General features: G+C 70.3%; 43 protein-coding genes. All 43 read right to left on the bottom strand.

Going from position 1 to position 24,764, the window contains the following annotated elements:
• Nucleotides 1-63: 63 nt before the first annotated feature.
• Complete coding sequence (locus ACA511_RS12585) at nucleotides 64-282, bottom strand: hypothetical protein (protein ID WP_375024335.1); 219 nt, start codon at nucleotides 280-282, stop codon at nucleotides 64-66.
• Entirely contained in the window at nucleotides 279-437 is a 159-nt protein-coding gene (locus tag ACA511_RS12580) for a hypothetical protein (protein ID WP_375024334.1), read from the bottom strand. The genes ACA511_RS12585 and ACA511_RS12580 overlap by 4 nt, the downstream gene beginning before the upstream one ends.
• Complete coding sequence (locus ACA511_RS12575) at nucleotides 437-979, bottom strand: hypothetical protein (protein WP_375024332.1); 543 nt, start codon at nucleotides 977-979, stop codon at nucleotides 437-439. The genes ACA511_RS12580 and ACA511_RS12575 overlap by 1 nt, the downstream gene beginning before the upstream one ends.
• Nucleotides 979-1,362: a hypothetical protein gene (locus ACA511_RS12570; protein ID WP_375024330.1), complete on the bottom strand. Its 384-nt coding sequence runs from the start codon at nucleotides 1,360-1,362 to the stop codon at nucleotides 979-981. Before ACA511_RS12570 ends, ACA511_RS12575 begins: the two co-directional genes overlap by 1 nt.
• On the bottom strand, nucleotides 1,359-2,132 hold the full coding sequence (locus tag ACA511_RS12565) for a hypothetical protein (protein WP_375024329.1): 774 nt from the start codon (nucleotides 2,130-2,132) through the stop codon (nucleotides 1,359-1,361). Before ACA511_RS12565 ends, ACA511_RS12570 begins: the two co-directional genes overlap by 4 nt.
• Nucleotides 2,129-2,329: a hypothetical protein gene (locus ACA511_RS12560; RefSeq protein WP_375024328.1), complete on the bottom strand. Its 201-nt coding sequence runs from the start codon at nucleotides 2,327-2,329 to the stop codon at nucleotides 2,129-2,131. Before ACA511_RS12560 ends, ACA511_RS12565 begins: the two co-directional genes overlap by 4 nt.
• A complete protein-coding gene (locus tag ACA511_RS12555) occupies nucleotides 2,326-2,664 on the bottom strand; it encodes a hypothetical protein (RefSeq protein WP_375024327.1) in 339 nt (112 codons plus the stop codon). Before ACA511_RS12555 ends, ACA511_RS12560 begins: the two co-directional genes overlap by 4 nt.
• Nucleotides 2,661-3,098 (bottom strand): HIT family protein, encoded by a 438-nt coding sequence (locus ACA511_RS12550; RefSeq protein ID WP_375024326.1) that lies wholly within the window; start codon nucleotides 3,096-3,098, stop codon nucleotides 2,661-2,663. The genes ACA511_RS12555 and ACA511_RS12550 overlap by 4 nt, the downstream gene beginning before the upstream one ends.
• Nucleotides 3,095-3,529 carry a hypothetical protein gene (locus tag ACA511_RS12545; protein WP_375024325.1) on the bottom strand — a complete coding sequence of 145 codons (435 nt, stop codon included), beginning with the start codon at nucleotides 3,527-3,529 and terminating at the stop codon, nucleotides 3,095-3,097. The genes ACA511_RS12550 and ACA511_RS12545 overlap by 4 nt, the downstream gene beginning before the upstream one ends.
• 73 nt (nucleotides 3,530-3,602) lie before the next feature.
• On the bottom strand, nucleotides 3,603-3,890 hold the full coding sequence (locus ACA511_RS12540) for a hypothetical protein (protein ID WP_375024324.1): 288 nt from the start codon (nucleotides 3,888-3,890) through the stop codon (nucleotides 3,603-3,605).
• Nucleotides 3,883-4,149, bottom strand: a complete 267-nt coding sequence (locus ACA511_RS12535; RefSeq protein ID WP_375024323.1) for a hypothetical protein — start codon at nucleotides 4,147-4,149, stop codon at nucleotides 3,883-3,885. The genes ACA511_RS12540 and ACA511_RS12535 overlap by 8 nt, the downstream gene beginning before the upstream one ends.
• Entirely contained in the window at nucleotides 4,146-4,820 is a 675-nt protein-coding gene (locus tag ACA511_RS12530; protein WP_375024322.1) for a hypothetical protein, read from the bottom strand. Before ACA511_RS12530 ends, ACA511_RS12535 begins: the two co-directional genes overlap by 4 nt.
• Entirely contained in the window at nucleotides 4,817-5,038 is a 222-nt protein-coding gene (locus ACA511_RS12525) for a hypothetical protein (protein ID WP_375024321.1), read from the bottom strand. The genes ACA511_RS12530 and ACA511_RS12525 overlap by 4 nt, the downstream gene beginning before the upstream one ends.
• Nucleotides 5,035-5,313, bottom strand: coding sequence for a hypothetical protein (locus ACA511_RS12520; protein WP_375024320.1), 279 nt, complete (start codon nucleotides 5,311-5,313; stop codon nucleotides 5,035-5,037). The genes ACA511_RS12525 and ACA511_RS12520 overlap by 4 nt, the downstream gene beginning before the upstream one ends.
• Nucleotides 5,314-5,554: 241 nt before the next feature.
• Entirely contained in the window at nucleotides 5,555-6,169 is a 615-nt protein-coding gene (locus tag ACA511_RS12515) for a hypothetical protein (RefSeq protein ID WP_375024319.1), read from the bottom strand.
• Nucleotides 6,166-6,519, bottom strand: a complete 354-nt coding sequence (locus tag ACA511_RS12510; protein WP_375024318.1) for a hypothetical protein — start codon at nucleotides 6,517-6,519, stop codon at nucleotides 6,166-6,168. The genes ACA511_RS12515 and ACA511_RS12510 overlap by 4 nt, the downstream gene beginning before the upstream one ends.
• Nucleotides 6,519-6,950: a hypothetical protein gene (locus ACA511_RS12505; protein WP_375024316.1), complete on the bottom strand. Its 432-nt coding sequence runs from the start codon at nucleotides 6,948-6,950 to the stop codon at nucleotides 6,519-6,521. Before ACA511_RS12505 ends, ACA511_RS12510 begins: the two co-directional genes overlap by 1 nt.
• The gene (locus ACA511_RS12500; RefSeq protein WP_375024315.1) at nucleotides 6,947-7,465 is read right to left on the bottom strand and encodes a hypothetical protein; all 519 of its coding nucleotides are present in this window, start codon (nucleotides 7,463-7,465) and stop codon (nucleotides 6,947-6,949) included. The genes ACA511_RS12505 and ACA511_RS12500 overlap by 4 nt, the downstream gene beginning before the upstream one ends.
• 490 nt (nucleotides 7,466-7,955) lie before the next feature.
• Complete coding sequence (locus ACA511_RS12495) at nucleotides 7,956-8,252, bottom strand: hypothetical protein (RefSeq protein WP_375024314.1); 297 nt, start codon at nucleotides 8,250-8,252, stop codon at nucleotides 7,956-7,958.
• A gap of 815 nt (nucleotides 8,253-9,067) precedes the next feature.
• Nucleotides 9,068-10,354: a hypothetical protein gene (locus ACA511_RS12490; RefSeq protein WP_375024313.1), complete on the bottom strand. Its 1,287-nt coding sequence runs from the start codon at nucleotides 10,352-10,354 to the stop codon at nucleotides 9,068-9,070.
• Nucleotides 10,351-10,815 carry a hypothetical protein gene (locus ACA511_RS12485; protein ID WP_375024312.1) on the bottom strand — a complete coding sequence of 155 codons (465 nt, stop codon included), beginning with the start codon at nucleotides 10,813-10,815 and terminating at the stop codon, nucleotides 10,351-10,353. The genes ACA511_RS12490 and ACA511_RS12485 overlap by 4 nt, the downstream gene beginning before the upstream one ends.
• A 34-nt stretch (nucleotides 10,816-10,849) precedes the next feature.
• Nucleotides 10,850-11,068 carry a hypothetical protein gene (locus tag ACA511_RS12480; protein WP_375024311.1) on the bottom strand — a complete coding sequence of 73 codons (219 nt, stop codon included), beginning with the start codon at nucleotides 11,066-11,068 and terminating at the stop codon, nucleotides 10,850-10,852.
• Entirely contained in the window at nucleotides 11,065-11,196 is a 132-nt protein-coding gene (locus tag ACA511_RS12475; RefSeq protein WP_375024310.1) for a hypothetical protein, read from the bottom strand. The genes ACA511_RS12480 and ACA511_RS12475 overlap by 4 nt, the downstream gene beginning before the upstream one ends.
• The gene (locus ACA511_RS12470) at nucleotides 11,193-12,011 is read right to left on the bottom strand and encodes a hypothetical protein (protein WP_375024309.1); all 819 of its coding nucleotides are present in this window, start codon (nucleotides 12,009-12,011) and stop codon (nucleotides 11,193-11,195) included. The genes ACA511_RS12475 and ACA511_RS12470 overlap by 4 nt, the downstream gene beginning before the upstream one ends.
• Nucleotides 12,008-12,526 (bottom strand): DUF2493 domain-containing protein, encoded by a 519-nt coding sequence (locus ACA511_RS12465; protein ID WP_375024308.1) that lies wholly within the window; start codon nucleotides 12,524-12,526, stop codon nucleotides 12,008-12,010. Before ACA511_RS12465 ends, ACA511_RS12470 begins: the two co-directional genes overlap by 4 nt.
• Nucleotides 12,523-13,362 (bottom strand): DUF2303 family protein, encoded by an 840-nt coding sequence (locus tag ACA511_RS12460; RefSeq protein ID WP_375024306.1) that lies wholly within the window; start codon nucleotides 13,360-13,362, stop codon nucleotides 12,523-12,525. The genes ACA511_RS12465 and ACA511_RS12460 overlap by 4 nt, the downstream gene beginning before the upstream one ends.
• Entirely contained in the window at nucleotides 13,359-13,604 is a 246-nt protein-coding gene (locus ACA511_RS12455; protein WP_375024305.1) for a hypothetical protein, read from the bottom strand. The genes ACA511_RS12460 and ACA511_RS12455 overlap by 4 nt, the downstream gene beginning before the upstream one ends.
• Nucleotides 13,601-13,993: a hypothetical protein gene (locus ACA511_RS12450; protein ID WP_375024304.1), complete on the bottom strand. Its 393-nt coding sequence runs from the start codon at nucleotides 13,991-13,993 to the stop codon at nucleotides 13,601-13,603. Before ACA511_RS12450 ends, ACA511_RS12455 begins: the two co-directional genes overlap by 4 nt.
• A 58-nt stretch (nucleotides 13,994-14,051) precedes the next feature.
• Nucleotides 14,052-15,962 (bottom strand): DNA cytosine methyltransferase, encoded by a 1,911-nt coding sequence (locus ACA511_RS12445; protein ID WP_375024303.1) that lies wholly within the window; start codon nucleotides 15,960-15,962, stop codon nucleotides 14,052-14,054.
• Entirely contained in the window at nucleotides 15,962-16,597 is a 636-nt protein-coding gene (locus ACA511_RS12440) for a hypothetical protein (RefSeq protein ID WP_375024302.1), read from the bottom strand. The genes ACA511_RS12445 and ACA511_RS12440 overlap by 1 nt, the downstream gene beginning before the upstream one ends.
• The gene (locus ACA511_RS12435; RefSeq protein WP_375024301.1) at nucleotides 16,594-19,119 is read right to left on the bottom strand and encodes a DNA methyltransferase; all 2,526 of its coding nucleotides are present in this window, start codon (nucleotides 19,117-19,119) and stop codon (nucleotides 16,594-16,596) included. Before ACA511_RS12435 ends, ACA511_RS12440 begins: the two co-directional genes overlap by 4 nt.
• Complete coding sequence (locus ACA511_RS12430; RefSeq protein ID WP_375024300.1) at nucleotides 19,116-19,586, bottom strand: hypothetical protein; 471 nt, start codon at nucleotides 19,584-19,586, stop codon at nucleotides 19,116-19,118. The genes ACA511_RS12435 and ACA511_RS12430 overlap by 4 nt, the downstream gene beginning before the upstream one ends.
• Nucleotides 19,583-19,795 carry a hypothetical protein gene (locus ACA511_RS12425; RefSeq protein WP_375024299.1) on the bottom strand — a complete coding sequence of 71 codons (213 nt, stop codon included), beginning with the start codon at nucleotides 19,793-19,795 and terminating at the stop codon, nucleotides 19,583-19,585. Before ACA511_RS12425 ends, ACA511_RS12430 begins: the two co-directional genes overlap by 4 nt.
• Nucleotides 19,795-20,292: a hypothetical protein gene (locus ACA511_RS12420; RefSeq protein ID WP_375024298.1), complete on the bottom strand. Its 498-nt coding sequence runs from the start codon at nucleotides 20,290-20,292 to the stop codon at nucleotides 19,795-19,797. Before ACA511_RS12420 ends, ACA511_RS12425 begins: the two co-directional genes overlap by 1 nt.
• Nucleotides 20,285-20,833, bottom strand: coding sequence for a hypothetical protein (locus tag ACA511_RS12415; protein ID WP_375024297.1), 549 nt, complete (start codon nucleotides 20,831-20,833; stop codon nucleotides 20,285-20,287). Before ACA511_RS12415 ends, ACA511_RS12420 begins: the two co-directional genes overlap by 8 nt.
• Nucleotides 20,826-21,593 (bottom strand): hypothetical protein, encoded by a 768-nt coding sequence (locus ACA511_RS12410; RefSeq protein ID WP_375024296.1) that lies wholly within the window; start codon nucleotides 21,591-21,593, stop codon nucleotides 20,826-20,828. The genes ACA511_RS12415 and ACA511_RS12410 overlap by 8 nt, the downstream gene beginning before the upstream one ends.
• Nucleotides 21,586-21,945: a LexA family protein gene (locus tag ACA511_RS12405; protein WP_375024295.1), complete on the bottom strand. Its 360-nt coding sequence runs from the start codon at nucleotides 21,943-21,945 to the stop codon at nucleotides 21,586-21,588. Before ACA511_RS12405 ends, ACA511_RS12410 begins: the two co-directional genes overlap by 8 nt.
• 105 nt (nucleotides 21,946-22,050) lie before the next feature.
• The gene (locus ACA511_RS12400; RefSeq protein ID WP_375024294.1) at nucleotides 22,051-22,572 is read right to left on the bottom strand and encodes a hypothetical protein; all 522 of its coding nucleotides are present in this window, start codon (nucleotides 22,570-22,572) and stop codon (nucleotides 22,051-22,053) included.
• Entirely contained in the window at nucleotides 22,569-22,931 is a 363-nt protein-coding gene (locus ACA511_RS12395; RefSeq protein WP_375024293.1) for a hypothetical protein, read from the bottom strand. Before ACA511_RS12395 ends, ACA511_RS12400 begins: the two co-directional genes overlap by 4 nt.
• Nucleotides 22,928-23,398: a hypothetical protein gene (locus ACA511_RS12390; RefSeq protein WP_375024292.1), complete on the bottom strand. Its 471-nt coding sequence runs from the start codon at nucleotides 23,396-23,398 to the stop codon at nucleotides 22,928-22,930. The genes ACA511_RS12395 and ACA511_RS12390 overlap by 4 nt, the downstream gene beginning before the upstream one ends.
• Entirely contained in the window at nucleotides 23,395-23,865 is a 471-nt protein-coding gene (locus tag ACA511_RS12385) for a hypothetical protein (RefSeq protein ID WP_375024291.1), read from the bottom strand. Before ACA511_RS12385 ends, ACA511_RS12390 begins: the two co-directional genes overlap by 4 nt.
• Nucleotides 23,862-24,188: a hypothetical protein gene (locus tag ACA511_RS12380; protein ID WP_375024290.1), complete on the bottom strand. Its 327-nt coding sequence runs from the start codon at nucleotides 24,186-24,188 to the stop codon at nucleotides 23,862-23,864. The genes ACA511_RS12385 and ACA511_RS12380 overlap by 4 nt, the downstream gene beginning before the upstream one ends.
• Entirely contained in the window at nucleotides 24,185-24,547 is a 363-nt protein-coding gene (locus ACA511_RS12375) for a hypothetical protein (RefSeq protein ID WP_375024288.1), read from the bottom strand. The genes ACA511_RS12380 and ACA511_RS12375 overlap by 4 nt, the downstream gene beginning before the upstream one ends.
• Between the last annotated feature and the right edge of the window lie 217 nt (nucleotides 24,548-24,764).

Genomic DNA, 24,764 nt, shown 5'->3' with positions numbered 1-24,764 from the left:
CGGTGCGGTGGTGGAGGGGGAACGCGCGGACGCACCGCCATGCGTGCGGGTAGCGGCGGCGCATCAGGTCTCACCACCCGCGCTGGCCCGGCGTGTGGCGTGGGCGGGCTCCTCCCGGTAGGTGACGTCGACCGGAACCTGATCGGTGCGCAGGATCTCCCCGCCGCAGTTCGAGCAGGAGAGGGTGACGTCCGCGCGGCGCACGGCGTCGATGCTGGCGGCGTCGAGGGAGAGGGTGAGCGACAGCGCATCGGAGGCTCGGCAGTCGCGGAGGTGACTCATACGGCCCACCGCCACAGCCACACGATCGCGGGGATCGCGGCCATGAAGGCGATGAAGGTGGCCCATTGGATGGCTTGGGCCTTCGCCGCGAGGAGCTTCTCGTGCGCGGTCGAGGGTGGGGCGGGGAGTGCGCGAAGGTCGGGGTGGTCGTTCATCACTGGGTCGGCTCCTTCGTCTCGAAGGTGGCTTCGGGCCAGGTGTAGTCACAGCGGCCGCACTCCCGGTCGAGATGCTCGACGCCCTGCAGCGCGCCGATGCCGGGGTGATGGCAATCGCCCACCATGAAGCACGGCCGGTACTTGGTGATGGCGCCGACGTTGCCGCACTTGACGCAGGTCGGGTCGTCGCCGGAGAACGGCGGCAGCGCGGCGGGCGCGCCAGGGATCGCGCCGGCCGGGTAGATGCCGGACGGCCCGGACGGGCCGATCTCAGGTTCGTCCATCACGAGGGGCTCCTTGAAGACGGGTGCGGTGAAGATCGTGCGGGGCCTGAAGTGCGGCATGCGAGAGATCAGGTCTCGGGCGGTGACCAGGTCGTTGAGAAGTCCGTCGGACGGCGTGCCTTCGCACCAGAGCAGTTCGTACGCGGAGTAGTCCGGGTCCTCCCAGGCATGCGGAGCGTGCGGTTCTCCTTCCGCCCAGCGGGGGCAGCGCAGCACCCTGCCTCGGGCGATGCCGCGTGCCGCCTGGTCGTCCATCAGACGGTCTCCTCCGACTGACCGGTGCCGTCCGCCTCGGGCACGTGCTCGCGCAGGACGTTGCCGTCCGCGTCGACGAGGCGCCAGGCGGCCGGGTGCATGTCGTACCGGGTGACGATCGGGATGCCGGTCAGCTGCGCGAGCGGCGACGCCGGCGCGGCCGTCTTGGGGGTGGCGGCGAGGAGTTGCCGGGCGGCGTCCCATCCGGCTTCGAGGCGGCGTACGGGCGGGGGTTCGGGGAGGTTGGCGGCGAGGGCGGCGAGGTCTTTGATGCTGAACGGTGCGGGGTGTGTGCCGGGGGCGGCTTCGGCGTAGGAGTCGGCGTCGAGGGCTTCGTGGGTGAGGGCGTTCAGGAGGTTGTGGCGCGTGTGGTCGTCGGTCACCGGGGCTCCTTCGGCTGGTCGATGTGGTCGCCGTACGGGTAGGTGTCGGTGCCGTCGAGGACCGCGTTGATCGTCTGCACGTCGGGTTCGACGTCGTGCTGGTCGCACCAGAGGGCGTATGTCCGCACCCGCTGCACGGCGCCCTCGGCCTCCTCGGCGTGCTGCCGCTGCTCGGTGATTGCGGCCTTGACGACCCGCTGACCGGCCTCCCGGTCGTTGCACAGCAGTTCGATAATGCGCTCGGCCTCGATCAGATCAGCGTGTGCGGCGTTGCGCTCCCGCAGGTAGAGCTCCTTCAGGCCCCGGTGGCCCATGACCTGGCGGCGGAGCTTGTCGGTCCCGTCGCGGGCGGCGGCAAGCGCCTCCCGGATGTCCGGCGTGATCGCATCGGTTAGGGCATGCGATACCTGGGCTCGCTGCTCGGGAGGCAGGCTGACGTGGTCGCTCAGGTGGAAGGTGAGGGTGACGCGAATCTGGTAGAGAAGCTCGGGGTCTCCGGCGAGGGCGCGGGCGAGCGGCATGGCCTGGGCGGGCAGCCGCAACGGCTCGGGCGGCGGCGTCAGGGACGCGGACAGCGGCACAACACCTTCGGGCACCTGGCCGGGGATGACGTGGACGCCGTGCGCAGGGGCGTCCCGGCGCATCTGCGCGATGACGTCCTCTTCATTGGCACCGGTCAGCGGCCAGGGCGGGACGGGGCGGGGTGCGGGCGGGTGGCTGGGCAGCTCATACTCGCCGTTCGGGTCGCCGCCGTGCGCGCGGTCGGTCATACGTCCTCCAAGGCCCGCTCAAGCGCAGCAGCCGCAACCCACACACCCTGCGGAAGCCGCCCGAACATGAAGCCAGGGCGGATGCTCCCGACCTGGTGATAGATCGCGTCGTGAAGCGCCGCGAGCGCGAGATGTGCCGCCTCGTCCAGGGGCAGCCGACGCGGCGGCACGGGATCGGCGACGATCGCGCCGGTCACGCCTGGCCCCGCGCGATCTGCGCGTCCCTCTCGGCCTGCTTGCGGCGCTCCATGCGGATGCGTACCCCCTCCGGGGTCGAGGGTGGGGCGATCGGGCGTCCGTCCGGCGTGCGCTGCTCCCGCTCGGCGCGCTCACCGAGGATCTGCTCGGCCACGCGCTCGCGGACCTGCCGCATCTCGGCGAGGAACCACGCCTGGAAGTCCTCCTCAGTGCGGAAGGTGATGCGGGCGACGTCGTCCCCGTAGTGGCTGCACTTGCGGAAATCGACCTGCCCCGCGTCGAACGCGCGAGTCAGCGCGGCCGACGCGACGGGCGAGACATCTTCGGGCTTCATCGGTCCTCCAGGTGGACGGTTCGGTGCGCGGACAGGTCCCCGCCCCACTCGTCAGGGCGGCAGTTCGGGGCGCACCGCCGGACCCCGCCACGCGGGTCAGGGACGTCCCCGTGGAAACGCGGGATCAAATGGATATGCAGGTGATCGACGCTCCGGCCGGCGGCCTTGCCCTCGTTGACGCCGACCGTCCAGGCATCCGGATGGTGCTCGGCATCAAGGAGCGCGCGGGCCTCGGTGAGCAGCGACCACGCCTCGAACACCTCGTCCGGCGACAGCTCCCACAGCGACACGATGTGGCGGCGCGGCACGATCTCCACGTGGCCGCAGTTCGCGGGGAAAGTGTCGAAGCGGGCATAGAACCGCATCGACTCGCAGAGGATCTTGTGGCCGGGCACGCAGAACAGGCAGTCGCCTGGCGTGGGGGCGCCGGTCACGGCTCGCCCCGCGCGATCCGGGCGTCCTCCCGGCGGCACGCGCACCCGCCGCACACATCGGCCTCCACATCCACGCAGCGCCGCGCCTCAATCTGCCCGGCCACCCGCTCGCGGACCCGCCGCTCGCCAGCGCACACCCCGTCCCTCGCCTGGTTCAGCCCCATCGCGAGCACGACCAAGTCCTCGACCGCGTCAGCAGGGATCGCCCACTCGTCCACATCGGCGAGACCCACACCCCGATCCCAGGCCACGCCGAGAACCGAGACGACGGTGACATCCGCATCGTCGGCGTCGTCGGCGTCATGCAACTCAACGAGGCGGTCCCGGATCACGGCGATGCCAGCGGGCCCAGTGTGGACGTGGACGCACCGGCCAGCGGTGCCACCGAAGACGAGCGCGGCGCCGAGGCGTCTGGTGGTCGAGTCAGGCATGGGTGTGGTCCTTTCGTGCATGGCGCTGACGCTCCCTGTGTGGGCCGGGCGGTGCTGGGTCATGACGCGGCCCTCATGCATCGAGCCCTCCGATCGGGTAGGAGTCGGCGGTCCCAGCGATCACGCCGGGCCGGCCCTCCCGGAGCCGCGCCGCCACGTCGACGAGCGCGGCCGCCGCACGCTCGATCCGGCCGAGGTCGCCGGCGTCGATGCCGTCGAGGGACTGCGCGGCAGCCTCCCGGGACGTGTGCTCGTCCGGGGTGTTGAGGAGGGTGGCGATGGTTGCGCCGGCGGCGATGGACAGGCGCGCGGTTGCGAACATGTCGCCGAGCTCTGCGAGGGGGTTGGTGGGGTCAGGCATGGGGGGTTCCTTCGGGTGGGCGGCGGAGGCGCCGCGGGGACGGGATTACCTCGGCCGCGCCGGATGGGCGGCGTACGAGGACGTTGCGGGGGCCGCTCTTCGGCTGGTGGTGCCAGTGCAGCCAGGCCGGGCGCTCAGCGGGCGGGTGCTGGCGGGAGGTGCCGCGCCACTGCTGCAGGACGGTCACCCGCTCGGGCGGGGTACGGCGGCCGGAGAGGCGGTCGCCGGGGTCGAGGTAGCAGCGGCCCAACATGCTCATGACCGCGCCGCCTCGCTCACGACCGCGGCCTGGCGCCCGCCGGTGACCGCGTCCCAGAGGGCTCGCGCCCATTGCGCGTCGCCGAGCGCGGTGTGCCGGTCGAACTGGTCCGGGTCGACTCCCACCGCACCCGACAGGGTGTTGGAGTTCCACGGCAGGTCGGTGACCAGAGTTGGGCCCCGGTCGACCGCATCGTGCGGCAGATCCCGCCGCGCCAACTCCTCGGCCGCCTGCCGGAACACGCCGTGCACCCACCCTGCCGCGAGGGCTTCGGTGTCGATGAGGTGGTAGTGCCAGCCAGGCGCCAGCCCGAACTGGTCGAGGAGCCGCGCAATGCGCTCGGTGTCGAAGTTCGGAACCGCCCCGACAATGTGGGGCCGCTCGCCCATGGGCACGGCGCTCGGCATCAGCGCCGCGATCTCCTTCGCGGCCTGCTTACGCGACCTGACATCGGGGTGCCAGCGAGACGTGTCCGAGGCGGGGAACCGGTTTCGGTGATCGGTCAGGAACGGCTCGGGTAGCGCGCTGCAACGCTGGACGTCGTGCTGGATGAACATGTGGGTCGTGCGCTCCGTGCCGTCCGGGGCACGCACGATCGCGGCGAACTCCCAGATGTCGTCGTCCGGGCGGAGGCCGGTGGTTTCTGTATCGAGGAAGATGAGACTGCTCACGGTTGCTCCTTGATGAGGTCGTTGAGGAGTGCGCGCTCGTAGGCGGCCTTGTAAACGTCCGGGCCGGCGTCCGGACCGTGCTCGGCGTTCCAGTCGATGACCGCCCGCCAGCACTCCCCCGCCAGGACGTGATGCGTGCGGTGCAGGACGCAGTCCCCCAGCAGCTGCTCGGGCGGGTCCGGCTGGGTGACGATCAACGTCAGGTGCGGGCCGCTCACGACGCGGCCCCATCGGGCGCGCCCGGCCCGGACACCAGCCGATACCCGGTCCGGCGCTCCCGGCCCGCCCGGGTGGTGCCGGTGGCGTAGAGCGCCGACACCAGAATCGACCGCGGATACTTCCCCGTCGCATGGTCGACCACGTCAGCGCGGCTCGTCCCCGGCGTGTACGCCACCACGCGAATCAGGAACCCGCCGCGCGGGTCGCAGCTGGCGTAGACCTGGCCCGGCTCGATGGCCACCGGCGCGGGCGGGGCGGGGTTGGTGTAGCTCAAGGTCGGCTCCGGGCGGCCGATCATGACCCGCCTCCCGGGCGGCACACCGCGCACGGCCCGTTCTTATATCGCTCGACCGCGCGGTCACACGGCAGTGTGACGACCTCCCACTGAGGGTCTTCCAGGCCGCGTGCCTTGGCCCACTCACCAACGGGCGGGTAGGCGTCGGCAACGATGCACGCATGCCCGCACTCGGCGTGGATGAGGGCGGCAACGAGACGCTCAGACGGCGGCAGTGCGCTCATGATGCGGCCCCCGTCAGGTCGAGCAGCCGCCGCGCCTCATCGAGGCGACGCCAGTCCCCCGGGTCCCCGCCGGCGTCCGGATGGAACCGGCGCGCGAGGAACCGGTACACCTTCGGCGGTGGCGACGTGCTCACATCGAGGCCGAGCACCCGCGCCTTCTCCCCCATCCAACGGACCGCCTCGTCCGCCGAAGCGAAGCCCGCCACCGGCGCCGCGAGCGCACGCCACCCGATGTACTGCTCACCCCGTTTGGTGACGCCGTACCGGTCGACGGCACGCAGCGCACCCAGGGCAAGGGCGATCCCGCGGACGTTGTCCTGCCACCCGGTGAACTGATCCGTCGCATACCGGAGCGGCCCATGCTCGGACTCGAACGAGATGACCACCCCGGGGTGCCCTACCTTGGCGTTCGCCTTCAGCATCCCGTCCCGGCGGCGGATGTCGTCCTCGGCCACGTCGACCTGCATGACGACCAGGTCGGCGCCGAGCCAGCCCGCCTCACGGCCGAGCTTCTCCAGCGTGTCGGCCCACCCGGCGCGGAAGAACGCGCGGGTCCGGTCGGGGGTTTCGGGGTCGGTCCAATGACCGAGCGGCCTGATCTCGTATCTCATACGCCACCTCCAGTGGCCTCGTCGGTCAACACGGCGAGCCCGGCAGCCACCTTCGGATGCGCAGCCACCACCCGCTCCAAATGCGCCCGCGAGAACCGCACACCAGACCCCAGAGCATTGGCGACCTGGAAGTGCTGCAGCGCCCGCCCATCCAGGAGCGCAGCCGCGCCACCGCGGCCGGCAACCAGGTTGTCCCGAGCGCGCACATCGAGCGCCTCGCCGACGACACGGTGCTCCCGCGCCCGCACCGCCTCAACCTCGAACACGGCACGCTCAGCGGCCAGCTGCGCCGCGGCCGCGACCGGATCGGTGCACGCGTAGCAGCCGGGGCCATGCGCGAGACGGGCCATCACGCGACATCACTGGCCGCGCGGCCCCGCCTCGTGTAGGCGGCCCACTCTGCCCAGCACGGGCGGCACCGCTGCCCGCTCTTGATCCGAGCCCACAGCGGACGGCGCTCGCCACAGCCCTTGCACGTGATGGTGCGGCCGAGCTGCCGGACGGTCACGCCCTTGGGGTGCAGGCCATGCCCAACGAGGACACCAGCGATGAACTCGGCTTCCTCACGGTCAGTGCACGTCAGGTAGAGCAGCGCGCCGGGCGGGGCGATGAACAGGTAGATCGTCCGCGCGGCGATGCCGGGGCGCCCTGAGTGCAGCGCCCACCACGCCATGGCGTCTCGGTCCTGCCCGCCGATGGAGTTCAGGAAGATCTCGTCAACCTCTACGACCCACTCGATCAGGTCCTCGGGGTCGAACAGCGTCAGCGTCTCGGCGGTCACGCGGCACCCCCGGTCAGCGCCTGCAACCGGCCCTGCACCACCTGCGGCACCCGCGCCCGCTGCTCCGCCGTCAACTGCAGATCATCAAGAACCTGCTCCAGGACCTGCACATACGAGCCCGCGATCTGCTCATACACCTGAACGACCCGCTCCGACACCCCGGCATCGATCGCAGCCTTCGCCACCCGCGCCAGATGCTGACGCTCCTGCTGATACAGCAGCACCCACGCATTCGGCGTCGCCTTCCGCTTCACCTCCAAGCCCCCACCGATCTGATCCCCGTCCCGCCCGTACACCGCAGGCCGGTCAACCTCCTCTGCCACGCCCCACACGACCTCGTCCCGATCGAGCTCGGCCACCACCGACGCCAGCCACGCCACGTGACCCGCCGTCCGATGCACCTCCTCCAGGAGCGCCTGCCCTGGATCCACCTCGATCGGAACCCCATACGTCGCCGCCGCCAACGCCGCCCGCCCCCGATGCATCGACAACTCAGCCGACTGCCCCGCATGCATCCGGCACCGATCCAGCCCGATGATCCGCGTCCCGTGACAGCGGCCACCGCCACGCGACTCCTTCCGGTTCCGGACGCACTCCCACCGGTGGTGCTCCTCGCACCACACCGCACCCGCGGCATCACGCCGCATGGGGCCGTCACCCGCATGGGGTTCCCTGCTCACGGCTTCGCCTCCGGGACGGCCAGCGCGCTCCCAGCAGGCCGGTGAGCGCAGTTGCAGCGCCGCCCCGACCCGTACCTACCGCCATCCGGGGGCGGCCCGTCCACGCACTCCTCCGCCCCATGGCCCCGGTTCCTGCAGCCGTGGCACGTCATCGTCCCCGGCCAGTTCCCGCCGCAGCAGCAGCGGCCTTCGGTCAGCGAGTGGTGCTCACCGCACGGGGAGCCGGTCAGGCAGCCGACACGGCCGCGCGCTGTCGGGCGGTTGATCGGGTTCGTGGGCTGGAGGAGGGGGACGGGGGTTTTCCGGTCGAGGGGCTTGCCGGCCATCACGCGCCCGCCTCTCGGCAGTCGGTGTCGATGGGCAGTTCCACGGTCACGCCGTTCGACTCCTCGGCCCAGGCGTGCGCCGAGTTCGCGCGGTCCCGGCCGGTGAAGGTCGCGAGTTTGCCGTCGCCCTGGATGACGAGGTGGACGACGTCGCCCGTGTCGAGGTCGTCGTCGGTGTAGGCGTGGGTGGAGGTGGGTTGGAGTCGGGCGTGGTCGCGGATGGTGCCGGCGATTTCGCCGAGGACGGCTTCTTTCGTCCAGTCGGTGTCGAAGGTGAGGGAGATGGTGATGCTCACGATGCGGTCCTTTCGATGAGGTAGGGGTTGCCGCAGGGCGGCTTCCGGAAGGGTGAGTTGGGCTCTGCCGAGTGGGTGTGTGGTCGGTGGCAGTGGGGGCAGTCGGCGACGAGGAGGAGGAGGCGGCCGCTGCCGGGGCCTCGTCGTTCGGCTGCTTCGGCCCGGCCGCGGGTGATGCACACGTCGACGGGTTTTGGCTTTTTGGTGTGGTCGCAGACGATGACGCAGACTCGGCAGGAGCCTCTGCCTTCGGGGTGGTGGCAGCGGCGGCAGTGGGGTCGGCAGGTGGTGTCGGGGAGTTTCGTGAGGTCGGGGAGGGGGCGGTAGTAGCTGGCTGGCGGTCGGGCTGGGGTGGGTTTTGGTTTGGGGGTGCGCCAGTCGGGGGGGAGGGTGGCCCAGGGGTCTGTGGTGGGGGTGGTCATGGGTGTCGGGCTCCGGTGTTTGTGCTGGTCAGGACTTCTTCCGCACTTAATACGCACTTAATACGCAAGGCCGTTTCGGTGTTTCCGCAGGTCAGCGCCTTAATACGCTTAATACGCTTCTTACGCGGGGTTGGGTGAGTGGGAGGGGTCTCTCGCGTATGTACGTCATCCTGTACTTTACTTAGTAATCTTCCCACTTCAGAGCCACTATCTTTCCGATACTCAACTCTGTGCAACTGATCCCGTACACGTCTCTCACTCTCTCGGCCCGGATAAAGCGTATTAAGCTGAATAAGCCCACTGACCTGCGAAAACGGCTGCGTATTAAGGGGGGTGCGGACCTTAATCCGCACCTGCGTACAAAGCCCTCCCCGCGGCGTCGCGCCGCGGCGGTCACGCCGACTCGGCGGCATACCCGTCGCCCCCGTCCGCGTCCCACAGGCTCGACTGCTCCGGCGGGCGGCGCCGCACCACCGTCTTCGGACGGCCGGCGGTGGGGATCTCCGCCGATTCGTACTCCTCCATCTCGATCAGCGCGTCCATGAGCGCGTCGAGCTGGGCGCGGGTCTTGTGGTTGCGGAACAGGTCCTTGGCGATGTGGGTGCGGGTGACGCCCTGGATGCCGAACCCGTCGACGTACTCCATGAGCTTGCCGAGGTCGGGGTTGCCGATGGCGCCGCCGAACACGTAGCCGACGGTGGCCTTGACGTACTCCCAGCAGGCGAGGGAGGCGATGAGGTGGACTTCGTCGATCTCGCGGGCGCTGTCGAGGAGGGCGTAGGCGGTGGACAGGCGGATGACCTGGGGGACGGCGCGGGCGGAGACCCAGGCGATGGGGCCTTCGGTGAGGTCGTCGGGGGTGAGTTCGTCGTAGAAGGAGTGCCAGAGGCGGTTGGCGCCGGGGGTGCGTTGCATTCGGCCGTAGCGGCGGGTCTGGTCTTTGGCGCGGGTGAGTCCGGCGGCGAGGTACTCCAGGACGTCGGGGGGTGTGCCGCCGCCGTCGGGGAGTTTTTTGGAGCGGATGGACCAGCAGGGCAGGAACCGGTTGACCAGGCCGCCGGCCATGTCGGAGTCGGTGAGTTTGGCGATGAGTTCTGTGGGGGTGATGTGGCCGATGACGGAGATGTGGTGGCCGGAGGCGGTGAGGGCGTTGACCTTGCGGGTCATGGTCTGGAGGCGTTTGCCGTCCCACACGTCGCGGAGGACTGGGGACAGAACGTTGCCTTCGCGGCGGGCGCGGCCGAGGACGGCTGCGAATTCGGACTCGATGACCATGAGTCGTTTGTCGGTGATGCCTTCGTCGAACCCGTCGGCTTCGGGGTCGGTGCCGTTGGCGTCGCGGACTTGTTCGATGAGCCCTTCGGCGGTGGAGAGGCCGGAGGCGGTGTGGGCGGCGGCGAAGGCGGGGTCGGTTTGTTCGATGATGCGGGTGACGACGTTCCAGCTTGTGCCTTTCATGCCGTTGCTGGTGGGGCCGACGATGAGGGGCCAGAGGCGGGCGGGGTGGATGGCGTCGCCGGCGAACATGTGGGGCTGGCCGCCGAGGTAGGTTCCGGCGGAGGCGAGGAAGGTGAAGAGGATGGCTGCGCCGGAGGCTTCTGTGTAGGGCGCGGTGTATTTGACCGTCTCGCCGGCGAGGCCGTAGAGGGCGGTGTCGGGGAGGCGTGGTGGTGGGGTCATGCGCCCCCCTCCGCGGCTGGGGTGGGGAGTGCGGCCCAGGGGTCGGTGGGTGGGTTGAGGGGCTGGCCGGTGTGGTAGTCGATGGGGCCGCCGGTGTATTCGCGGTGGCCGCGGCGGATGTAGGCGGCGGTGTAGGTGTCGGGTTCGGGGTCGTCGCCGCGGGTGTGGCGCCAGAGGTTGCCGGGTTCGGTGCGGGTGAGTTCGAGGTGGGTGTGTGTGGGGTGCCCGGCGCGGCTGCGGACGGCGGGGGCGACTTCGGTCCAGCGGGCGGCCATGTCGTCTTCGGCTTGGGCGTAGCCGGTTTCGTAGCCGTGCTGGAAGAAGAGGAGGGCGGCTTCGTGGTAGCCGGCGTTGTAGGAGGCGTGGTCGCGTTCGGTTTGGTCGCCGATCTGGTTGACGAGGGTTTGGGCCTGCTGGATGAGCCGAGCGAGGCTGTTCTGCTCGGTGGTGTCGGTGTCCACGCTGGCCCCCTTTGGCTGGTGGTGCTGGTGTGGTTTAGAAGAGCTGGGCCTGCGTTGTTGCGGGCTCCGGCTGGTGCGCGGGGTTGAGGGGTTGTTGGTGGACGGTGGGGCCTGCTCGGGCGACCCATGAGCGGTGTTGTCGGAGGTGGCCGTCGCAGGTGAGGGCGGCGCGGTAGGTGATGGGGCCGGTGCCGTGGGCGGTGAGGAGGGTGGTGGCTGCTGTGGGGCAGGCGGGGGTGGCGCAGTGGTTCATGTGAGGTCCGTGGGGAGGAGGTAGTGGTCGAGGGTGTGGGGGTCGTGGCGGCGGCGTGGCGGTGTGAGGGTCCAGGTGAGGGTGAAGGTGATGTGGCCGGCGAACATGGCGAGGGCGTAGAGGGTCATGCGGCGTCCTCCAGGTCGAGTTGGACGGGCGCGGTTGCGGCGGTGAGGACGCGGTCTCGCCAGGCGAGGGCGTAGGTGAGGCAGTTCGCGCAGTTCTTGTGGCCGGAGCATCCGGGGAGGGGCGGGTTGCGGCGGGCTTGGTAGGACCAGGCCATGGAGTCGGCGGTGGTGAGCCAGCGGCCGTAGCGCTGGAGGCCGCTGGTCTTGACGCCGAACCCGTGGAGGGGGAGGTCGAGGTGGGCGAGCTCGCGGAAGATCGCGGCGATCTCGGTGGTGTTCTGGCGGCGGCAGACGGAGCCGACGCCGACGACGGGGTACTGCTCGGTGAGGCGGACGCCGGCGGCCTCGTACATGTCGACGCAGCGCACGTAGTCGTCGATGGTCCAGCCCTGCAGGACGGGCATGACCGGGTTGTCGCCGTGCCCGTGGGCGGGCCAGAGCGCCTCCAGTTCCACGAAGTTGGCGACCGTGCGTTCTTGATGCTCGCGGACGGTGAGGCCCGTGCGGGCGAGCATGTGGGGCTCGACCATCCAGTCCTGGGGTGCGGCCCAGGCGATGTCGCCGATCTCGTCGTCGTAGCGGATCAGGGCCTCGACGTACTCGGCGGGGGTGGTGATCCAGCGGCCGTGCATGGACAGTTCGGTGAAGCCTCCGGAGTCGACGGCGTAGTGCCGGTACTCGGGCCGGGGTAGGCGCTTGATGGGGGCGAGGACGCGGTGGGAGATGAAGAGGCTGACGTCGCGGGGTGCGGTGATCAGCCAGCGCGGCCGGTGGGTGCCGAGGTAGAAGTTGAATGCTTGGTCGTCGCAGATCACGGTGCTCCCCCGAAGGTGAGCTGGACGGCGTCGTGCCGGGTCTTCCAGGGGGGGTCGGGGGTGACGGGGATCCCGGCGGCGTGGGCTTTGCGCGCGCAGTCTTCGGCGCCGTGGGAGCCGTGGGGCATGGGCTTGTCGCAGGCGGGCTTGGCGCACAGGTCGATGAAGGCGAGGCAGATGTGGGCACCGGCCTGGACCATGGCGGTGTTGCGGCGACCGCCGGCCGCGGCCTTGTAGCGGCGCCACTCGGCGGGGTGCCGGACGATGCGGTTGTCGGGCAGGCCGCGGAGTCTTGCCCACCGGTCCGCGATGGCGTCGGCGCCCTGTTTGCATGCGCCGTGTACGAGGACGAGGTCGGGATGCGTGGTGAGGAGTTCGTCCAGCGCGGCGTGGATTGGGGCGTGGTTCTTCCACGTCCTGGATCCGGTGACCAGGACGCGGTGCGGGGCGGGGCCGGAGCCCCGCGTGGCCGGGGTGGTGGCCGCGCGGGGTCCGGTGTCGGGGCTGGTGGTCATTCGGTGGGGGTCCCGCGCATGACCTGGTGGGACGGCTGGTCGCCGCCTTCGGGGGTGAGGCTGGTCTCCAGGTTCTTGATGACGTCGAGGACGGCGTCGCGGACGACGGCGGCCGGGTCGTCGAGCAGGTAGGTGATGGACAGGTCCCCGCTGGCGACGCGGTACCGGAACCGGGCGTTGACCTCGGCCGCGTTGGCGAAGTCGAAGGGCGCGACCCGGATCGTGAACTGGGTGGGGACGTCGAACTTCCCGGACTCGCCGGCGCGGGCGTCGGTGGTCTCTTCCCAGTTGAGGCGGCGGCTGCCGTTGGAGAGGGTGACGCCGCTGGAGAACTTGACCTTGGTGGATGCTTCCAGGGTGGAGGCGATCTCCAGCATGGTCGCCGCGTTGGGGTTGAGGATGTCGTCGAGGTGGTCCTCGATGTACTCGGCGAAGGCGACCTGCTTGAACGCGGTGCGGTCGTGCTTCGTCCAGTCGGCCCACCGGTCGGTGGGGGTCATGCGGAGGATGAGGCGGTGCTGGCCCCAGTCGGCGCCGTCGCGGGTGTGGGCGTCGAGGACGGCGGTGATCTGTGCCTTGTCGACGTTGACGTAGATCTCGGACGCCGGGGTGGAGTGCTTGCGGAAGTAGACGAGGAACGAGTTCAGGTCGTCGACGTAGACGTTGCCGGTCTTGCGCTTGGGCTGGTTGAGGTACTCGTCGCCGGTGAAGTCCCAGACTTCGCGGCCGCCGTCGCCGGAGGGGGTGAGGTAGAGCTTCCCGGCCTGGACGCTTTGCGGTGGGGTGGTGTCGCGGGCTGTGTTGATGACGGCCTGGATGTTGTCGGTCTCGGTCACGTGCTGCCCTTCTCTGATGGGTTACTGGCCGGGCTGGTGGGGTCCGCCGTCTTGGTCGCGGTGCGGACGTAGGTCTTGAGCGCTTCGTCCATGCGGTCCTGGGCGTGGTCCAGGTCGAAGGAGTCGCCGGCGGTCTCGCGGCCGTTGCCCCATTCGGTGGCGGCGAGGTTGAGCGCCGCGGTGATGACGCCGGTTCGGGCGTTCTCCATCGCGCGGGTCATCTCGTCGGGGGTGGGGCTCACTGGCCGGCCCTTCGGAGGTCGCCGCCGTCGGGCTGGCCGCGGGTGACGGTGCGGAGGTCGGGGAGGGCGAGCTGTCGGGGGTCGTCGCGCAGGAGGTTGCCGCCGGAGTCGGCGAAGAACACCGACTCGATGGGCTCTTCGGCGGGCATCTTGAGATCGCGGCGGGCGGTGACGTTGAGGGCGGTGCTGCTGCCCTTGCGGGGGGCGACCTCGAACTTGAGGGTGAGGGTGCCCTTGCGGCCGAGGTCGCGGACGGCGGTCACGAGGTCCTGCATGTCGCCGGCGATCTGGGTGGCGAACTCGCCGCCGTTGATGTCCTGGAGGATCGCGGCGAACGGGCGGACCCGGCCTGCGTCGTCCGGCTCGATGTTGTTCGGCTGGTCGGTCACTTGCGTGCCCCTTCCTGGGGTTGTTGTGGATGGGTAATGCGCGGGTTCAGAGGACGGATCAGGCGGCGGTGACGACATCGCCCGGGGCTCGCCGTTCGGGATCGACGTCTTGGGGGGTGTGGATGACGGCTCGTAGCCGCGCCCCGATCCATGCGCCGACCTGGGGAGAGACGGCGTTGCCGAATCCGTCGACCTGGTGGCGGGCCGAGCCCCAGACGATGAAGGTTCCGTTGTGGTCGGGGAAGTCGACGTCGAAGCCGCAGCCGCGGCCGACTTCGTGCGCGGCCATCATGCGGAAGTAGCAGTCCTCCAGAGGGAGGTCCGCGAGCTTGGCCCGCCATTCGGCCATGAGGAGCGCCGTGGTGTCGTGCGCGGTGAGGGTGCCGAGCGGGTCGCTCATGGGGTGCGGGGCGGTGCCGTGGCTCGGGCTCGTGCCGTTCTGCTTGTACCAGCCGGAGAACAGCAGTCCGTGCCCGGCGCCGTCGGCGACCACCGTGTTCAGCGGCTGATCGACACCGGCCACACGACGGTCGGTCCCCTCCCGGAACTGCACGGTGCCAGCGGCGGTGAGGACTCCGGGAATTTGGTCGGAGGTGACGGTCGGCATCGCTTCGGCGTGCGTCGCGGAGAGGGTGTTCTGCCGGTACGGGACGACCCCGGCCGACACCACAGCGAGCGTCTCCGAGCCGCCCTGTGTGGGCAGCGGCGTATCGACGCCGCGGGGGCCGCCCTGGTAGTTGTCGACCGCGAGCAGGATCGCCTTCTCGTGGGTCGAGGTCACCGTGTCCATCGGTTGGGCGAGGTTCTTGCCGTCGCCGTTGTGTCGGTGCGCGGCGAACACCGCGCCCGCGGACAGGAGCGCCGTCTCCTGCTGGCTGGTCTGCGTGGCCAGCGGCTGGGTCAGGGTCCGTTCTGTGCCGTGCACGCCTTTCGCCGGCATGAGGATCGCCGGGAACTCCGCGAACTTCTGGCGGCACTTCTCCGCGCGGGCCATCGTGGAGGGCGCCATCGGCCCCTTGGTGATGGTGCCGGTCTTCTTGTCCTTGAATTCCTTGATCGGTTTGTCGCCGATCCGGGTCCCGAGGTTGGTCAGGTCCAGCGCGTTCAGCGACGGCGTCATCAGCGGGACGACCGGGCGGCGGCAGGACGGGCATGTGTACTCGTACTGCGCGCCGTACCGCACCGATCCCGTCGGGGGGATCCCGGTGCGCCAGGTCCACACTGCTGCGACGTCCTTGTCGCAGCGGTGGCACTGCGCCGCCGGGCGGTGGTCGAGGTCGGGGTCGCGCAGGGCCTTGTCCCAGAACGCGATGTACAGGCGGTCGCGAGACTGCGGAACGGCGAAGAACATCGAGTTCAGGTACAGGACCCGGTGCTTGTACCCGAGGGCGTCGAACTGCTTGAGCCACCACCTGTAGGTGGTTCCGTCGCCGTACTTCTTGCCCGGCACCTGCTTGCCCCACGAACTGAGTTCGGTGGTGCATTCGACGAGGATCAGCCGTGGGTGGTGTTCGGCGGCGTAGTGCAGGACGCAGTTCGCGGTCGCCCGGTCTCGCTCGGACCGTGTCACCCGCGCCTCGAACTCGGGGTCGGGTAGGTCGAACAAGGCCATGCCCTGCTCGTACGCCTTGACCGTGTTCGCCTGGGAGTGGTTGACGCAGCTCACGCCAGCGACGAGCAGGTCACCTGCGGGGAGGTCTCGGGCGGAGTGGTAGTCCGCGGCGTCGGGGTCGACCAGGTCGGCGATCCAGTGCTCGGCGTGGGGGTGGTTTGCCTCGTGGACCTCGACCTTGTACGCGTTGTGGTTCGCAGCCATGATCGTGGTGAATCCTGCGATCTCGATTCCGCGGGTGAGCCCACCGAATCCGCTGAAGAGGTCCACGGCGATGAGGTCGTCGTGGCGGAACCGGCGGCGTCTGCTGGCCGGCCGATGAGTGGCGGTCTGGTTCGCCTTCTTGGAGCGGCCCATCAGTTGGTCTCCCTTCGTGTCAGGTCGGGCCAGGCGACTTTGTCGAGGGCGGCCCGCCGGTTCTTCGGCATGGCCACGAGGGGGTGGCCGAGGCGGTCGAGGCCCATGGCGCGGAGCCACCAGGCGTCGCACTCGTCGTCAGTGGGGAACTCCAGCCCGGTCCGCTTGTAGGCGGCCATGGACATGTCCCGCTTCTCCGCCTTGGCCGTGCCAGTGGCGTAGATCTTCAGGTGCATGGTGTTCACCAGGGCGACGGCGGCGCCGGCGCGGTGGCAGGCGAGGCGGACGTTGCCGCTGATCTCGGCGAGCCGGTGCGCGGCGGCGGAGCGGATGCCGGGGGTGTAGTCCTCGATTACGGCGAGGTCGACCGGCTGCTCGCGCAGGTGCCGCTCGATCTCGCTGGTGATGTGGTCCATTCGGTCGAGGTCGGCGAGGAGGGTCCGCTTGCCTTTGATCTTGGGTTCGCAGATGGCGAGGGTGGTGCCGTCGGGGAGGGCGACGCCGGAGCGGCCGGCGGCGAGGTCGAGGCCGATCACCCGCGGGCCCGGACCGGGTGCGGGCTTCCTCGGCTCCGGCCGTGCCCCGGACGTCTGCCCCTCTCCCGGCAGCGGGATCACGATCTGCGCGCCGCTCACGCCGACACCCCGTCCGCCTCTGCTTCGAGCCCGATCAGGTCGAACAGCGTCGGTGTCCGTGCCTCCCGCGCCACGCTCTCGACGTAGGCGACCCCGTCGGCGAAGTAGCGGGGGTTCAGCTCGATCCCGATCCCGCGGCGGTCGAGCTTGAGTGCGCAGTACGGGACCGTCATCAGCCCGCCGAACGGGTCGAACACCGTCTCCCCCGGCATGGAGTACTGGACGATCAGCCGGTCGACGATGTCGAACTGCAGGGGGCAGAGGTGCATCTGCTGGCCCTTGCGTTCCTGCAGCATGTTGAGGGTGCGCATCCGCGCGATGTCGGTCCACACGTCCGGATGCCACGAGGGCGGCTGCAGCAGCATGAACCCGGACGGGAGGCGGCGGCGCGCTTCGAGGACCTCCCCCAGTTCGATGTGCTGCTCGTAGTCGTAGACGTGGGTGAGGTTGTGGTCGCGGAACAGCTTGAACACCTGGTCCGCGGGGAGCTCCGCGATCTCCTCCGGCAGCAGCGGCCTGTCGCCGTTGGAGCGGGCGAAGCCGTGGGCGTCGACCTGCCACCGCGCCCGGCTGAAAGCGTTCTTGTCCTTGACGACGGGCGCGTCGGCGTACCCGTTGCTGCTATCGGTTGGCGGCTTGCGGAACAGCAGCATGTACTCGGGTAGGCCGGCGCCCATCTTCGAGCCGTCCTTGCATTGCTCAGTCCAGCCGAGCCGGTAGGTCTGGTTGTTCTCCCGGACCACGTCGGTGACGATCGTTTTCATGCCGAGGAACGCGAACCCGTGCCGCATGTAATGCGTGATCGCTTCGGCGTGGAAAGGCTGGACGGTCTGGAACCCCAGCCCTGTGATCCCGCCGGGGGCGATGCGGTCCTTGACGTGGATCGCGGCGACCCGGCCCGGGCGGAGGACTCGCAGTAGTTCCGGGGTGAGGTAGTCCATTTGCGCCCAGAAGTGCGCGTTGTCTTCGGAGTGGCCGAAGTCGTTGTAGGAGGGCGTGTATTCGTACTGGGTTGAGAACGGGATCGAGGTGACGATCAGGTCGATGCTGTCGGTGTCCATCCGGCGGGTCTCGTCGACGGTGTCGTTGTTGACCAGCCGGTACCTGTCACCTGCCGCTTCCTGGCGTTGGACGCCGATGGAGCGGGCGAGGGTCTGCGTCATCGCCTCGTGGGACAGTCCGTATTCGCGGATGATTTCGCCCATGCGGGCGACCATTTCTTCGTGCGCGGCCCATTTGCGTTCGAGGCTGGCGCGGACGTCGCGCTCGGCCTCGGTGTAGATCAGGTCGATGCGGACCGGTTCGGTCTGCAGGAACCGGTGGATGCGGTGCACGGCCTGGATGAAGTCGGCGAACTTGAACCCGATCCCGACGAAGACCGCGCGGTGGCAGTGCCGCTGGAAGTTGCAGCCGCTCCCGGCGATGACGGGCTTGGTGGCGAGGTGGGTGATCTTCCCGTCGGAGAAGTCGATGATCCGGCGTTCGCGTTCGTCCAGGTCCTGTGATCCCCACACCGTCACGGCTTCGGGGAGGGCGGCCTCGATGGCGTAGCGTTCGGCCTCCAGGTCGTGCCACAGCAGGAAGTGCTCCCCCGGCGACGCGTCGACCAGCTGCCGCATCTTGGCGACCCGGGCCGGCAGGCTGTCCCGCTTCTCCGCGGCGGCCTGCTGGACGCCGAGGGCGGCGTTGCGCCACAGGGCGCCGCGGCCGTGCCGGTCGAACTCCTCGACCTCCCCAGAGGGGATCTCGTGCCAGCGGACGTCCAGCGGCGGTAGCTCGTACCCCTCGTCGGAGTGGCCGAGGTCGCTCGGCTTCTGCAGGAACAGGGCCCACGAGGCGACCCACAGCCAGAACTCGCGCTCCATGTGGGGATGGAGGGTGAGCTTGTCGGCCTTGGTGGAGTCGCGTTTGAAGAAGCGGGTCTTGGCCTGCCCGACGTCCATGACGTCGAGGAACGCGGCGTAGGCGAGGAGCTCGATGTATTCGTTGGGGGACGGGGTGGCGGTGGCCACGAACCGGTACCCGGCCTGCCCTTCGTACAGGCGCATCAGTTCGCGGAACGTTTTGGTTCCGCCGAGGCCTCGCAGGATCGCGGCTTCGTCGAGGGAGATGACGTCGAATTCGCGGGGGTCCAGGCGGCCGTCGCGGACGGTCTCGTAGTTGGTGGTGTAGATGCCGTTGTCGTCGGCTTCGGCGGCGGTGCGGATGAAGCGGACGGTGAGGTCGAGGAGTTGGGCGTCGCGGGCGAATTCCTGGCGGACGCCGAGGGGCAGGACGATGAGGCCGCGGCCGCGGCCGAGTTTGGCTAGGACGAGGCGGATGGTCTCCAGCTGGATGAGGGTCTTGCCGAGGCCGAAGTTGGCGAAGATGGCGCGGCGGCCGCCGCGGACGGCCCAGATGACGGCGTCGCGCTGGTGGGGTTTGAGGACGGGGTTGACTTCGTCGGGGTGGACGTCGAGGCCGGTGGTGGTGGCGAGCTGGGCTTTGGCTTCGAGGAACGCCCGGTAGTCCTGGGTGGTCACCACAGGGTCACCTCCGCTAGGTCCGCGGCGGCCTTGACCGGGGTGCATGGCCATGCCACCAGGTTGGTTTCGCGCTGGATGGTGGGGCTGCCTGTGCAGGTCGCGCAGATCGCGGCGCCGGGGGCGAGTGCGCTGGCGTCGGCGGTGAGGGTGGAGCCGAGGACGAGTAGCGGCCCCGGTGCGGATGCCCGGTGGTGTTCGGCGAGCGAGGCCTGCAGCTCGGGCAGGTGCGGGATGTCCGGGCGGGCGATGGTCGGTGGGGTGGTGAGGGGGACGGTGGCTTCGGTGAACTGGTGGTCGTCGCCGGCGCGGGTGTAGGTGATGGTGTCGCCGGTGACGGTGATGTCGTGGCGGGTGGAGGCGTCGCCGATGTTGTTGGCGAGGATCCAGTCGAGGTGTGTTTCCCAGTCGTGCCGGGGGATCCAGTAGGGCTCGTAGGCGTGGAACCGCCAGGGGGTGCCGGTCATAGGTCTTCCTTCGGGGGCCGGTGGCGGCGGACGTGGACGCCGGGTGCCCGGTCGGGTCGGTCCCAGGCGCCGATCGTCGTGTCGTCGGAGTCGGGGCCGTGCACGCTGTCGGGCATGCCGTCGGTGTGGATCGGGGCGGTGTGGTGGCCGCGGGTGAAGGCCCGCAGCATGAGTGCGCCGGCGGCGGCGAGCATCAGGAGGTGCGGCATCAGACGGCCTCCCCGCACGGCACCGGCCGCAGCATCGCCGGCGCCGGGACACCGGCGATCGCGGCGAGTTGCTCGACACCGTCCTCGGCACCCTCGATCAGCGACACGGCGGCGACATAGCCGGGGTAGGCGTCAGCCAGCTGCGCGCGGTCGAGGATGTCGGCGCGGGCGATGGCCTCGATCAGCGCCCGCCTGAACGGGCCGGGCTCGGTACCGCGGTGGCCGTACTCGTGGAGGACGTGCCCGGCCGTGGCGGCGGTGATGACCGGGCGGCGGACGAGTTCGATGGTCCGGGACTGGCCTCGGCCGCCGGTGCGGCGGATGTAGCCGCCCCGTTCCAGGGCCTTGAGCTGACCGGCGACGCTGCTGGTGGAGGCGAGGCCGACGGCGTCGCCGATCTCCCGGATGGAGGGCGGGTAGCCGCGGTGCCGGATGGCGTCGTGGATGGCGGCGAGGATGTTCTCCTGCCGCTCGGTGAGGGGCGTGGTCTCAGACACGGCCGGCCTCCAGGTTGTCCTGCCGCCGTTCACGGGCGGCGTGGTAGACCGACAGCGGCACCCGCGCCCACATGTCCAGGCGCACCTGCTCTTCGGCGGGCGCGACCTTCCAGGTGACCCAGACCGCGCCGTCCATCTCCTTCAGGCCGGGGGTGTGGATCCGGTTGTGGTCGTAGTCCTCGACCTCGGCGGGCATGCCGGGTAGGCCGATGTGGGGTTCGGCTGGCGGTTTGCAGCCGGACATTTGGGCGGCGATCAGCTTGCCGCCGCGGGTGCGGCGGTCGGGGACGAACACGTCTCGGGCGTCGAAGCGGGTGCGGCGCCATCCGCGGAGCGGGAGTTCGATGTCGTCGCGGGGGGTGATGCCGACGATCCAGCGGTCGCCGAAGGCGGTGCCGACGATCCAGGTGCGGCCGGGGAAACCGAGGTCGGTGAGGAGTTGTGTGGCGTTGCGGCGCCATTGGGTGAGGGTTCGGTTGTGGCGGTTGCGGTGGGTGAGGACGGCGGGGTGGGTGGTGCGGTAGACGGTGAGGTCAGACATGGCCGACACCGCCGTCCAGGATGCGGCCCATGCACTCGATGGCTATGCGGGCCTGGTCCCATTCGTGGGTGATCGCGGCCTCGTCCTGCATGGCCTGGTCGAGGCGATTCTTGTAGTCGTCCCGTTCGGCGAGGACTTCTCGTGCGTCACGGAGGGAGCTCTCGCCGAAGGTGGCCTTCCACTGCTCGACCTCGGCGCGCTGCTCGCGGTGAGCGCGGATCAGGGCGAACGCCCGCCAGGCGACGTCCTTGGCCGCGGGGTCCGTCTCGTCGGCGCTGTGCAGCAGGGCGCACAGCGTTTCCAGGCCGGTCAGGTCGTCGCGGGTCGGGCTGGTGCCGAGGCGCTTGAGCTCGGCCAGTTCGGTGCGGAGGCGCACTGCCTCGTTGTGAGCAGTACCGGCTTCGTCAAGTGCGGCGTCGCGTTCGGCTTGGACGGCGCCGACGTCGCGGCGGAGGACGGCCAGCTCGCGCAGGTCGTTCTCCAGTCGACGCTGGGTGTCGTCCCGCTCGACGGCCTGGAGTGCGGCGTACAGGATCGGTGCAGGGTCGTCGGATCGTGCGGCGCGCTGTGCGGCGGCGGTGATCTGAGCGAGTGCGGCGAGCGCCCCGTCCCGCGCGGCCTTCAAGTGGTGGGCGCGGTCGCGCCATTGGTCGCGGTCGATCTGGACGGCGCAGAGTTCGAGCCGCTCGTCGTCGCCGGGGGCGTCCACGGCCCGCGTCCGCTCGGCGCGGAGCCGCTCGGGGGTCATCGGGTCAGCCACGGCGGGCCTCCGTCTTCTGGACCAGCTCGATGCCACGCGCCCGGTGCTTGTCCCGCCGCAGGAACCCCTCGCGCTCCAGCGCGCGCAGGTGATGGAAGGCGTTCGTCGCGGCGTTCAACCCGGCCAGGTCCGCGATCTCCCGCATCGTCGGCGCGCAGCCGTGCTGGGCGACGTAGTCGCGGACGGCGGCAAGCACGACCCGCTGGGTGGGGGTCAGCCGCTGGGCCGCGCGCCACTCCGCGACCTCGGCGCGGAGCCGGTCACGCTCGCGGACCAGCTCGGCCCAGCGGCTCGCGGGGATAGTGATCGTGGACCCGGCCACGGCCTCGCGCTCGATGAGCTCGGCGGTCATGAGGTCACCGCCTTCCACCGGCGCGACGACCGGTGATGCCCCCGGTGCAGAGCCACGGCGTACCGGGCGGCCAGCCACCCGGACCAGAACCGGAGAGAGAGGGGCTCACGCACGGCTCTCACCGCGTCCGTTACGGCCGTTCGGCGGTTGAAAGAGGTCCGAGGATTCGGACAGGTCACCACCGCCCTCCGGGTCGATGACGGTCTGCGTGGTGGTCTCTCCCGCGACGCCCAGCCCGAGGGGCGGCTCGGCCCCGGCGTCCCGCTCGGGCGCGGCCGGGAGGGCGTACTGCCCGTTCCCGTTCCCGTTCCCGGCGTTGATCGTGACCAGGTCGGGCTCGGGCGGCAGCGGGCGGCCGTGCTTGGTGCACCACAGCTCCGCCATCTCCCGGGACGTCTCCGAGCTGGTGTACGCGGCGGTGATGTCCCGGCCGGCGCGCTGGTGCTCGCCCTTGAGGAAGTCGAGGCGGGCCTGGACGCGCGCGAGCTCCTCGTCGAGGGCGGGGAGCTGGGCTTTGATCTGCTCGGCGCGCTGGAGGGCGGTGAAGGAGTCGTGCCAGTTCCGGAGGACTTCGGTGGGCAGCTCGGTCGGGATGGTGGGCTGGGGGCCGGTGTTGGGGCTGGTCATGATGGGTTCTCCTTGGGGTTGAGGGCTCGGGCGACGGCGAGGGCGTTCGTGAGGTTGATCAGCGACTTGTCCGCCAGTTCGCTCAGGAACTCCGCCGCTTGGGCGGCTTCCTCCAGCGAGGCGGCGAGGGGCTCGGCGACTGCCGGGGACATCAGCGCGATCCACTCGGCCTCGGCGGCAGCCCCCGGCCCGGCGAGGTGCTCGGAGACGGCGTGCGCGACGGCGACCTCCGTGCCCGCCATGACCTCGGCGTAGGGCTCGTCGGGGACCTCCCGCGTGGTCCACGGGCCGGGCGTGGCCTTGCTCGCGGTCTCGCGCAGCAGCGTCGCGGCGGCGCGCAACTCCTCGGCGGGGCTCATGACCGCACCGTCCGCGTCTGCTCCTCCAGTTCGACGGCCACGGCCGGCGGCACCCGCCACAGGCCGAGCGCCCCCTTGCACGGCAGCGGCCGTTCCAGCGCCCGCACCCCGATCAGGTGAAGGTGCCGCTGCCGGGGCATCGCCCACGGCCCGCACTCGCACGCCAGGCCCACGCCGTGCGGGATGCCGTACGAGGTTGAGCAGATGCCGGAGAGGTAGGCGACGGCGACGATCGCGGACCTGGTTCGCATGCCGTCCTCGACGTCCCGGATGGGGACGCTGGCGAGTGCGGCGACGCGGTCGGCGGCGTACTCCCACTCGTCCCGGGGGCCGGCCGACGCGGCGGCGTGGATGGCGATGAGGCCCCGGTAGGCGGTGGTCCAGCCACGGTTCTCGATGGTCTTCTGGTGATGGGCGATTGCGTGGGCCCAGGGCTGGCGGATGGTGAGGCCGCGGATCTCGGTCATCGCTGCCTCGCCTCGTCGCAGTCGCAGCGGGTGGGGTCGTCGAAGTCGCGGTGCGGGCACCGCATCCCCGGCGGGACGGGCTCCGGTTCGCGGTACTCCAGCCGCAGCTGCCGCCGCTGTTCCCAGGCCTCCTGCTGGTCGCGGGTCTCTCCCTCACCGTTGACGAGGGTCACGTTGGAGCCGACCTGGAACGCGAACCAGAGCGCCCCGCCTGTGTGCCGCCAGACGTCGTTGCGGCGGGGTGGCCAGTTGTCCGGGGCGGCGTGCTCGACGGTGACGCCTTCGGCATTGAGGTTCACCGTGTGCGAGCGGTCCTCGACACCCTCGTCGGGGTGCCGGTAGACGAGCACGGTTCCGGTGTCCTCGTGCGGGCCGTTGAGGGGCTTGCGGCCGGTGCGGAAGGTGTTGGTGACGAGGGCGTTCTCGATGGTGATGTTGACGCGGTCGCCTTCACGGAACTCGGTCACGACGCGCCGCCCTCGTGCTCGCGGGCGGTCGTCCCCAGCCGCGGCCGCGCCGGGTCCGGCCCGTTGCGGCGCAGCTCGTCGGCCTTGGCCCGGGCGTCGAGATTGTCGATGGCCTGCTGCCACGCGTCCCGGTGCGCCACCGCGACCGCGCGGTCGTCCGTCGACAGGACCAGCGCCCCGTCCAGCACGGTCATGATCGGGGCCGTGTCGTCGTCCACCGCCAGGCCCGCGAACTCGGGCTGGCCGTTGAGGGGGATGTGGGCGATGGGGGTGCCGGTGATGGACACCTCGGAGGATCCGCCGGAGATGATGCCGCGCCTCATCGGCCGGCCCCCGCCGTCTCCGCCTCGGCGGAGTCAAGCTGAATATTGCTGCGGTAGGACTCGGCCGCGTCGCGCTGCGACATCCAGGCACGCGTGATCGCCGCGGCCTTGTATTCGACCGGCCCGAACGCTCGCCGCGCCCGGTAGTGGGAGTCACCGGTCGCCGTGACGCCCAGGGCGGCGGCGATGCGGTCGACCTCGGCGCGCTCCTCCTGGTCGGTGCCGTCGTTGATGCTGACGGAGACCTCGTTGTAGTACTCGTTGATGGGGATCTCGGGGTGGTTCTCCAGGTAGTCCAGGAGGTCGCGGTAGCCCTGGATGATGGCGGTCCGCTTCTCCGGACCTGCGATACTGGTCATGGCCGTGTTTCTCCTTCTCAGTGCTGGGGAGGGTGTGTGTCGGTCAGGGCCAGCGCACCGGATGCACCCGGGGCGCTGGCCTTTCTCATGTCCGCGGGGATCAGCCCGCGGCCGGCGAACTCCCGCCAGAAGGCGGCGTCGCCCGGGTTGCGGCGGAGCCAGGTCGAGCCCCGGCTCGGCGCGCTGATCAGGGTTCGGTGCGTGGTCCGGCGGCCGC

It is taken from the genome of Actinomadura sp. GTD37 (assembly GCF_041951365.1).
In the GTDB taxonomy this organism is placed as follows: Bacteria; Actinomycetota; Actinomycetes; order Streptosporangiales; family Streptosporangiaceae; genus Spirillospora.
The sequence above is the reverse complement of the archived record's forward strand: the minus strand, read 5'-3'. Positions and strand labels throughout refer to the sequence as shown.